The organism is Aneurinibacillus danicus (genome assembly GCF_007991215.1).
GTDB classification, from domain to species: domain Bacteria; phylum Bacillota; class Bacilli; order Aneurinibacillales; family Aneurinibacillaceae; genus Aneurinibacillus; species Aneurinibacillus danicus.
In genome coordinates, this window is record NZ_BJXX01000197.1 from 1 (window position 1) to 9,559 (window position 9,559).

Sequence of the window (9,559 nt, forward strand, 5' to 3'; positions counted from 1 at the left end):
TTATTGATTAATCGGTTTCCCAAGTAATGAGATGTTTTCCGTCTTCGACGTGCTCGAACGTAAAGGTCATTTCATAGTCGCCTTTTTGATCAAAATGAACAGCGTAACCATCCTGGTAGGTCCCCGGCTCAAATTCCTGTTTAAACACTTCTTTGCCATTCGGATCGGTTACCTTAATTGTGACTTTGCCTTTTTTGAATTGAAGTTCCTGGACCTGGATGGCAAGCACTGTGTCCGGAATGGATGGTATCTTTTTGGTGACCGTCTTGTTATATGATTCGTACGTCGCTTTAAATTCGTTTTCAGTTACAGATTCGATTGCTTTTGTTCCGTATTCCGTGCATCCGCTCAGAACGCCGAAACATAGCAAAAAAAGCAGCAAGTAAGCCGACCGTATCCCCATTGGATTCTCCTCCTTACGCTCTGTTTTCAAGTATTCGGCGCAGCCACTTTTCCCATTCATTTCTTGTATATCCAATATAATATGGTTTGAGGGATTCCGGCAAGGAATAGCTCTCCATTGCTCTTCCCCCTACCCCGAAAATAATCGTCGGATATGCAGTATGAATGTCCTCAATTAGCTGGCGAAGCTTTGGTATATTTTCCTTTAGGGTAATAGAAATACAAATAATCTCAGGGACTAGCTCCGGAACGATTTGTCTTACGCTATCAAGCGGAGTGTCGGCACCGAGAAAATATACATCGAGTCCATGCTGGCGTAAGAATAGCGAAAATAGCGTAATTCCAATGGTATGCTGTTCACCCGGTCCCGCCATGGTAAGTACGCGCGGCATGGTGGGGTTAATTTTTGTATAGCGGAAGAATGGCTGAATGCGCTGATTTAGCAGCTGGCTGGCATAATGTTCATGCGCTACCGTAATTTCGCCTTTCTCCCAGCGGTCGCCGATTTCGATGAATACGGGAATGATGATATCGTGCAGAACGTCATCCGGCTGCCAGATGGCCATAGATCGATCGAGAATAGCATGCGCATCTGCTTCATTGAAGGAAAGGAGGGCGTGAATTAAATGTTCCTGCTGTACCTTTATCAGAGACATCGTGTCTTCTTTTTGTGAAGAAGGAAGGGGGTCCGCTTCCTGACGGATGAGGACAAACGCAGGTTGTGATGAATATGCCTGCTGCTTTTCTTTGAGTATTTCTACCGCTTTGCTGATATGGAGTCCCTTCTCTACCTGCTCTTTCAGCCAGCGCAGTGTAGCGACGTCTTCCTCGGTGTATAGACGGTGACCGGATTCCGTTCTTTTCGGTTCAATTATGCCGTATCGCCGTTCCCAGGCACGCAGTGTATGGGTAGTGATGCCTACCAGATTGGAAACTGCTTTAATATTGTATTTCCCTTGTATATTGTTCATCGTGGACATCCTCTCGTGCAATTCATGCATGCAGGCAAGACAAGGGTGTTTTCCACTGAGTATAGAACTTTTTTATAATTTTATTATACGTTAATTATACAGTATAGCCTTGATATTAGAAAATAGCAAAGCTTCTTTTGTCTTCTCATCCAACCTAGCAAAAACAAGAAATCATGCTACAATACAATAAGTGAGAACGATACTATGCCGCTTAGAACACCGGGCGGTTCGGCGTTTTGTAGGGAGAAGCGAAAGAAGCGGAGAAAGAAAGGAAGAGACGCTTTGAAAGGTTGGCTTGAACGATTCAAACAGTGGCTTCTGGCAGAAGAGTACGCGAAAGACAAAAACGAAGAGCGTGTGGAATCTGAAATCTATGAAGAAGAATACGAGGAATCCGAGCCGCAGGTTGCTCCGATTCCGGTTGCCAACAAGCACCTGACGATACGGACGGCAAACATTTATCCAAAACGGACAGTTGAGCGGGCCGTGGAGCAGCGCAAATCTTCGAAGTCGCTTGGGACTCGTATTCTGCGGGAGAAGAAACCGGCGACCTCTCCATCCGTGCAGAGACGGAAACGGAAGCAAAATAAAGATGCGTTTCCATTTCCGTTAATTCCGGACGAGCCACCGATTCAGGAGTACATACGGGACCAGGAAAGCCGGCGGCAGCAAGAACGTGAAGAGCGCGAAGCGGAAGAGCGCATGCGGGCAAGAGTACAGGAGACTTCTCAGCGGTCCGCATATGAGAAGAGTCGTGCGGTTCGTCAGGAAAGCACGGGACAAGAGATACGCATGGCAGGTGCATCCAGGGGAGGAAAGCGGCCATTCCGGCCGACGGAAGTAATCTCTCCTATTTACGGCCGCAAGCGTCCGGAGCAGCGTGAGCAAGAAGAACAAACCGAACGGATATTTTCTACGCTGGCGCATCCTATGTCGTTTAAGGAGACGGAAGCAATGGCGACACAGTCCGGACGGCAGGCTCAGGGGCGAAAGCACGCCGCATCTGCATCGATACAGCGTCAGGAAAACGTCATCTCTGGCCGTGAAGAAAGAAAACGGGATGAAGAAGAAATACTTTCGATCCTGGCGCATACCGCCGCGGAGAGTAGAGCGGCAGAAAATAAGCCGGGTGAGGTAAAAAGAGAAGACAAAAAAGAGGTTGAAGCAGCGGAGGTATCTTTGCCGTCTGTTGAAGAAGAGATGGAAGAGTTGCCGAAAGAGCTGACTTTCCGCTCCCTTCCATTATCGCAGCCCGTTTTTGAAGAGGAGAAATCTCTGTCTTCTGCTGAAACAGACGCACAGATGATTTCTTTTGAGAAAGAGATACCAGGTGTGAAGCCTGTGCCTGTGGTGACTGAAATTGAGCCTGAGAAACGGACGGAATGGACGGGACCATCGACCGCTATACCTGCACCTGCTGTGCCGTCGGGAAAAACATATGAGAAGCCAGCATTTTCCCTGCTAATTCCTCCGCCGCGTGTGCAGATAAAAGACACGGAATACATTGAGAAGCAAAGAGAGGTGTTAGCAACCACGCTCCATAATTTCAATGTGAACGCAGAAGTCATCGGGGCGGTACGCGGGCCTACGGTTACACGCTATGAAATTCAGCCGGCACCGGGTGTGAAAGTCAATAAAATCACAAATCTAATTGATGATATTAAGTTAAGTCTGGCTGCACGCGATATCCGCATCGAAGCCCCGATTCCCGGCCGTTCAGCCGTAGGGATCGAAGTGCCAAATGAACAAAGTATGCCCGTGTTTCTACGCTCTATTCTGGAATCGAAAGCGTTCCGGGAAGCGGAGTCACCGCTTACGGTAGCATTGGGGATGGATATCGGCGGTGAGCCGATTGTGGCTGACCTGGCTAAAATGCCGCACGGTCTGATCGCCGGTGCGACCGGCTCGGGAAAAAGCGTATGCATCAACTCGATTATTCTAAGCCTTTTGTATAAAGCGACACCGGAAGAGGTGCGTTTGCTCCTCGTCGATCCAAAGATGGTGGAGCTTGCTCCGTATAACCGTCTGCCGCATCTTGTCGCTCCGGTCGTCACTGATCCGAAACAGGCAACGGCAGCGCTCAAGTGGGCGGTGCAGGAGATGGATAGCCGGTATGAGAAATTTGCCGAGGCAGGGGCCCGCGATATTACACGTTATAACGACTTAATGCGTCGTGCGTATCCGGACGAGAAGGAATATATCATGCCAAGCATCGTCATTATTATTGACGAGCTGGCAGATTTAATGATGGTGGCGCCGCATGATGTGGAAGAGGCGATCTGCCGAATTGCCCAGAAGGCGCGTGCCTGCGGCATCCATCTGCTGGTGGCGACCCAGCGCCCGTCGGTAGACGTCATTACCGGGTTAATTAAAGCCAATATCCCGACACGGGTTGCGTTCTCTGTTTCTTCACAGACTGACTCCCGCACCATTCTCGATATGAATGGGGCAGAGCGTCTGCTTGGCCGTGGTGATATGCTGTACCTATCAAGCGGCAGTTCCAAGCCGATCCGTCTGCAGGGCCCGTATGTATCAGACGATGAAATCGAGGCTGTTACCGAGTATGTCCGCAGTCAGGCGGAGCCGAATTATTTGTTTGAGAAAGAAGATTTAACGCAGGCGATGATGTCGGAAAATACGGATGAATTGTTTGCCGAAGTCGTCCTGTTTTGTGTAGAGAACGGCCAGGCGTCGGCATCGCTTTTGCAGCGAAACTTTCAGATTGGATACAACCGTGCGGCCCGGCTTATCGACATGATGGAAGAGAAGGGATTCATTTCCGGACAGACCGGGAGTTCTAAGCCGCGTGATGTATTCCTGTCACGTGCGGAATACGATAAGTTGTTTCGAGGGGAAGCGAGAAGGGAGTAGTACCTTACAGCCGCTGTTTCGTGGTATAATACAGGGAAACACTCGTAAAGTGAGGAGTTGAATCGTCTTGCAGAATGAACACGAATCGTCGGTTCTTGTCGATTTCTTTGCTGAGCGAGAGGCGAAACAGCGGTGTTTTAACGACTTGCATGAGGGATTGATGGAGAAGCTTCGTGAATACTCGTGCCGCGTGCTGAATCTTCGTGAGAAGGTGCGGGCTAAACATATATTCCGAAGCAAGGTTAATCTTTCTTCCGAGGCGTTGCTAACCCCGTTTTGGGAAGCGCAGTATGGCATTTGGCTGCTGCTTGAATATCAGAATATTAAGGGCGAGCGTCTTATCGAGAAGTATTTATTGGATCAGGACACGAATTTGTCCGAGCAGGAATTGCATCTTGCCGCGCATTGGATGGCAGCATATCCAACTATATACCGTGTGGAAGAAGCATGGGAAGAGGGATACCGGCTGACCGACTTATGGGGCGGTGAAGCGATCGATGTGGCGCTCGGCGATCGGGAGCAGGCGCGCAGTGAGTTTATGATCGGCCAGTACTTGTTTGCGCGTCTTGCAAAAGTAGGGTTTGTCCATCGGTTTATCGGCCCTTACTCCCTAATTAACAAAGAACGCATTAGTGAGATTCAGCAAAATTTAGAAGCGGATTTTGAACGGAGCAAGGAAGAAAATAGCCAGTGGTCATGGCGCTTGTTCATGCAGCAGCACGGCATTGAAGTGTTGCGTATGTATCAGTAAGAAATTAAGAGGAGAGAGGCTGGATTTCAATGCTGAAAAAGGCGAATGCCTTTTTCTTCCCCGGTTCTTCCTCCCTCTTTTTTCTCACGATTTTCACATAAAAAGCACCCGTCTATTGCAGATACTATACTTCAATAGACGGGTGCTTTTTTCATAGTGGCTATGCTCCGATGTATTTGGCATAGAGAGAACGTGCTGTACTTATGTCATCGGTTCCTTGAACGACGACACGACCGTTCGGAAAAATAACCAAAATATGCTCACCGATATGAAAGCGAAGCAGGAACTTGTTTCGTTCTACTTCTCCGAGCGGGGTAAACCGTTTCTCAAGTTCTTCTAAGTTCAGTCTCTGTTCCTTCGCCGGGCTGATCTGTACGCTATTGCGCCCGCAAAGGGAAGTAACCGTATCTTCGTCGCCGGATAGTTCCAGAAATTCGAATCTACCTTTGCCGCAGGTTGGGCACTCAGGGTTGCGGTTGTTTGCTATATTCATCCGGGTATGCATGTTGCGCCAGATTTCCATGTGTTCAAGGTTGGGATTTAAGTTCTTCTCATCCCCAACAAGCAACTTCAGAGCCTCTACCGCTTGATAGGAAGCGACAATATGAATAATCGGACCGATGACACCCGCTGTATCGCACGTTTCCCCTCCGACCGGCGGTTCCGGAATGAAACAGCGCAGGCACGGGGTTACATGCGGCCGGATAGCGGCAAACATGCCTTTGGCGCTAACTGCACCACCGTATATCCATGGAATGCCGTGTTTGACGGCGACGTCGTTAATTAGAAACCGGATTGCAAAATTGTCTGTACCGTCCAGAATTAAATCACAATCGCCAAGTAGTGTTTCAGCGTTGGCCGCTATTATATCGGCAATGACCGGATCTATGGTAACACCGCTATTAATCCGCCGCAGTTTTTCCGCCGCAGCTATCGCTTTAGGGAGATGAGCCGCCGCATCATCTTCGTCGTATAGCATCTGACGCTGGAGGTTGCTTGGCTCTACGAAATCGCGATCGATAATCCGGACGTATCCGACTCCAGCACGTACCATATGGTTGGCCAGCACGGCCCCGAGCGCGCCTGCACCCACGATAACAACACGGCTTGCAGCCAGCTTTTCCTGGCCTGTTTTTCCGATTGGGGCAAATAGCAGTTGTCTTGAATAGCGTGTATCCATATAAGATGCTCCCATTCTTTAAATCTGATACCATAAAAAAACGTTTAGAACGTATTTATTGTAGCATGTTTGGGAAAAGAAACCTATAGCATGTTAAGAAGCGCGTCTTGGAAAGTTTATAGGGATGTGCTTTTTACTTTTTTCCACATTCTCAACAGGAATAATAGTGTAGTATACTTATAGGACTCGGAAAAATGACTAAAGGAGATGCGTGCTCTATGGATAAATTGGTTGATAAATTTGGCCGCGTCCACGATTATTTGCGAATTTCGGTAACCGACCGCTGCAACCTGCGCTGTGTTTATTGCATGCCGGCGGAAGGAATGGAATTTGAACCGAGCGAGAAAATTTTGCGTTACGAGGAAATTGCGGAGGTTGTCTCGGCCGTCGCCAAGATAGGAGTACGCAAGCTGCGTCTTACCGGAGGAGAGCCGCTGGTCCGCAAAGAAGTCGAAAAATTAATTGCCATGCTTTCTACTATTCCCGGGATTGAAGATATCGCGCTGACAACGAATGCAATCTTTCTTGCCCAAAAAGCGGAAGCTCTGAAAGAAGCGGGCGTTACCCGTGTGAACATCAGTTTGGATTCTTTAAAACCTGAGCGGTTTGCCTATATTACACGAGGGGGAAGTCTTAAGCGCGTGCTGGACGGTCTGGAGGCGGCAGTGCGTGCCGGTTTTCATCCGGTTAAACTAAATGTCGTGCTAATGCAGGGACAGAACGATGATGAAATCGAGGATTTCATTCGTATGTCGCTGGAAAAGCCGCTGCAGATTCGTTTTATTGAATATATGCCGATTGGGCATAATGACGAGGGCTGGCGCGCGAAATATATTTCGCTGGATACCGTATTTGAACGGGTTAAGCAGATGGGATATACATACGAGCCGGCGGGTGATATTTACGGCAACGGACCGGCAGATAATTACCGCATTCCGGGTGCCGCAGGTACCTTCGGCTTGATTCACCCGGTTAGCGATCATTTCTGCGATAATTGCAACCGCCTGCGCCTGACTGCGGACGGTAATATTAAGCCATGCTTATACTGGGACGATGAGTGGAATGTACGGCCGCTGATTGGAGACGAGCATGCCATCCAGCGACTGTTCCTGCGCGCAATTGATGCAAAACCGGAGAATCATGAGATGGCACGGGCGTTGGCGAACGAAGCGCAGTCTCATACGCCGACCGTCCGTCGTATGTCGCAAATAGGAGGATAAGACGATGAGCGAATCACTCACCCATTTTAACGAGCAGCAGCGGGCCCGTATGGTAGACATTACGGAGAAACAAGTAACGGAGAGAACGGCCGTCGTTAAAAGTCGGGTCGTCATGAAACCGGAGACGCTTAACCGGATTAAAGCAGGGCGCGTCGGCAAGGGGGATGTACTGGCGGTGGCACAGGTGGCTGGTATTATGGCGGCCAAGAAAACGTCCGATATGATTCCGATGTGTCACCCGCTCGCGCTGACCGGTGTCGACATTCGGTTTTCGGACAATGAGAAGGATACATTGTATATCGATGTCACCGTCAAAACGAAAGGCATGACCGGTGTGGAGATGGAAGCGCTGACTGCGGCGACGGTAGCTGGACTGACTGTGTATGATATGTGTAAAGCAATGGATAAAGAAATGATAGTCGGTCCTACCTATCTGGTAAAGAAGACCGGGGGGAAAAGCGGCGACTTTTCCAATGATATCGAAATTAGCCTCGCTTTTGAATAGAGCGTGAGGTTTTTTCTTTATATGTATGCTTTATAAGCAGGAAATATTGCTTTTGAAGACGAAGAGGAAGTTTTTAAGAAGCAAAAATAAAGTGAAGGAGAGGCTTTTATGGCAAAAAAAACAGAAATTCCCACTACACTGACAGAACAGCAAGTAGCGCTACTAAATGAGGAAACATTGATATTGCTTAGCACGGTGGATGCAGAGACACAAACGCCTACGGTTAATGCGATTTCCTGGGTGAAAGCTCCGTCCGAGAGCAAAATCCGCTTCTCTGTCAGCGCCTCGTCTAGAATTGTGGCGAACGTAAAATCCAATCCGCGCGTAACGCTGTGCGTTATTGGGCTGGAAACCGTTTACTCCATCGTTGGCAACAGTACGGTGCTGACAGAAAAAATGGAAGGTGTAGCGATGCCGCTCGCCAATATCGAAGTCGAGATTACTGCCGTTCACGAGAGCATGTTCTGGGGCGCAAAAATCGTTCAGGAACCGAAATTCGAAAAAACATACGACCTGGAGAAAGCGAAAGCACTGGATGAGCAGGTTTACGCTGCAATGCTAAAATAATTGAACCAAAAAAAGCGAAGCCAAACGGTTTCGCTTTTTTTGGTTCAAACAGGTAGAGGCGGGGAACAACATATAATGTGGTTATTTTTACAATCAAACAGGCGAGAAAGGATGGCTGATTATGGCACAGCAAAACGGAAAAGACAAACTGACTTCTATGGCTCCGCAACACGGGTATCTTCAGCCGGACATCGAATCGCAGATGGCCCCGCAGCCAAACGCGGAGGATTATCAGTACAAAGGATGCGGCAAGTTAAAGGATAAAGTCGCTTTGATTACCGGCGGTGACAGCGGTATCGGCCGTGCGGTCGCAATTGCATATGCGAAAGAAGGGGCGGATGTCTGCATCATGTATCTAGAAGCGGACAGTGATGCTGAAGAGACAAAGCGGCAGATAGAACAGGAAGGCCGCCGTTGTCTGACAATCGCGGGCGATATCGGCGACGAGGCGTTCTGCCAGAGCGCAGTCCAAAAAGTAATTGGAGAATTCGGCCGCCTTGATATTCTTGTAAACAATGCAGGGGAGCAGCATGTACAGGAGAACTTCGAAGACATTACGTCCGAGCAGTTGCACCGTACATTCCAAACAAATATTTTTTCGATGTTTTATCTGACGAAAGAGGCGCTCAAATACTTGAAGCCGGGCAGTGCCATCATTAATACGGCATCCATTACCGCTTACAAAGGCCACCCGCTTCTCATCGATTATTCATCGAGCAAAGGGGCGATCGTATCGTTTACCCGTTCCCTGTCTATGTCACTTGTCAAACGGGGAATTCGCGTAAACGCCGTAGCTCCGGGACCGATTTGGACGCCGCTGATTCCGTCCACATTCACGCCGGATAAAGTGGAGCAGTTCGGTAAAGACACGCCGATGCAGCGTCCGGGTCAGCCGGAAGAATTAGCGCCAAGCTATGTATTTCTTGCTTCCGATGACTCTTCCTACATTAGCGGCCAGGCAATTCACGTAAATGGCGGTACTGTACTGAACGGATAAAACTTGTGCTCTATGGCATCTCAGCCGTAACCCGGACATAAAAATGATGGGAAGGCCAGCTGACTTTTATGGTACGAAGGATAAAGAGAGAAGAG

The 9,559-nt window shown here is 48.8% G+C and carries 9 protein-coding genes; 6 read left to right on the top strand and 3 right to left on the bottom strand.

Features of this window, described 5'->3' with window-relative positions; all coding sequences use genetic code 11:
• Positions 1-7: 7 nt before the first annotated feature.
• Together ADA01nite_RS19855 and ADA01nite_RS19860 are read right to left on the bottom strand one after the other, a co-directional pair.
• Positions 8-403, bottom strand: a complete 396-nt coding sequence (locus tag ADA01nite_RS19855) for a hypothetical protein (RefSeq protein ID WP_146812173.1) — start codon at positions 401-403, stop codon at positions 8-10.
• A 13-nt stretch (positions 404-416) separates the two neighbouring features.
• Positions 417-1,373: a MerR family transcriptional regulator gene (locus ADA01nite_RS19860; protein ID WP_170230387.1), complete on the bottom strand. Its 957-nt coding sequence runs from the start codon at positions 1,371-1,373 to the stop codon at positions 417-419.
• 204 nt (positions 1,374-1,577) lie between these two features.
• Here ADA01nite_RS19860 and ADA01nite_RS19865 point away from each other — a divergent pair, with 204 nt between their 5' ends.
• Entirely contained in the window at positions 1,578-4,244 is a 2,667-nt protein-coding gene (locus ADA01nite_RS19865; protein ID WP_146812175.1) for a DNA translocase FtsK, read from the top strand.
• Between the two features lie 67 nt (positions 4,245-4,311).
• The gene (locus tag ADA01nite_RS19870) at positions 4,312-4,995 is read left to right on the top strand and encodes a hypothetical protein (protein WP_146812176.1); all 684 of its coding nucleotides are present in this window, start codon (positions 4,312-4,314) and stop codon (positions 4,993-4,995) included.
• A 160-nt stretch (positions 4,996-5,155) separates the two neighbouring features.
• On the opposite strand, the gene ADA01nite_RS19875 is transcribed toward ADA01nite_RS19870, so the two are convergent.
• On the bottom strand, positions 5,156-6,175 hold the full coding sequence (locus ADA01nite_RS19875) for a ThiF family adenylyltransferase (RefSeq protein WP_146812177.1): 1,020 nt from the start codon (positions 6,173-6,175) through the stop codon (positions 5,156-5,158).
• Positions 6,176-6,393: 218 nt separating this feature from the next.
• Between ADA01nite_RS19875 and moaA the strand changes: the two genes are divergently transcribed.
• The 4 genes from moaA (at position 6,394) to ADA01nite_RS19895 (ending at position 9,464) form a co-directional block, all read left to right on the top strand.
• Entirely contained in the window at positions 6,394-7,395 is a 1,002-nt protein-coding gene (moaA, locus tag ADA01nite_RS19880; protein WP_146812178.1) for a GTP 3',8-cyclase MoaA, read from the top strand.
• Between the two features lie 4 nt (positions 7,396-7,399).
• Positions 7,400-7,900, top strand: a complete 501-nt coding sequence (moaC, locus tag ADA01nite_RS19885) for a cyclic pyranopterin monophosphate synthase MoaC (protein ID WP_146812179.1) — start codon at positions 7,400-7,402, stop codon at positions 7,898-7,900.
• Between the two features lie 108 nt (positions 7,901-8,008).
• A complete protein-coding gene (locus ADA01nite_RS19890; RefSeq protein ID WP_146812180.1) occupies positions 8,009-8,467 on the top strand; it encodes a pyridoxamine 5'-phosphate oxidase family protein in 459 nt (152 codons plus the stop codon).
• Between the two features lie 121 nt (positions 8,468-8,588).
• Positions 8,589-9,464 carry an SDR family oxidoreductase gene (locus tag ADA01nite_RS19895; RefSeq protein WP_146812181.1) on the top strand — a complete coding sequence of 292 codons (876 nt, stop codon included), beginning with the start codon at positions 8,589-8,591 and terminating at the stop codon, positions 9,462-9,464.
• The last annotated feature ends 95 nt before the right edge of the window (positions 9,465-9,559 follow it).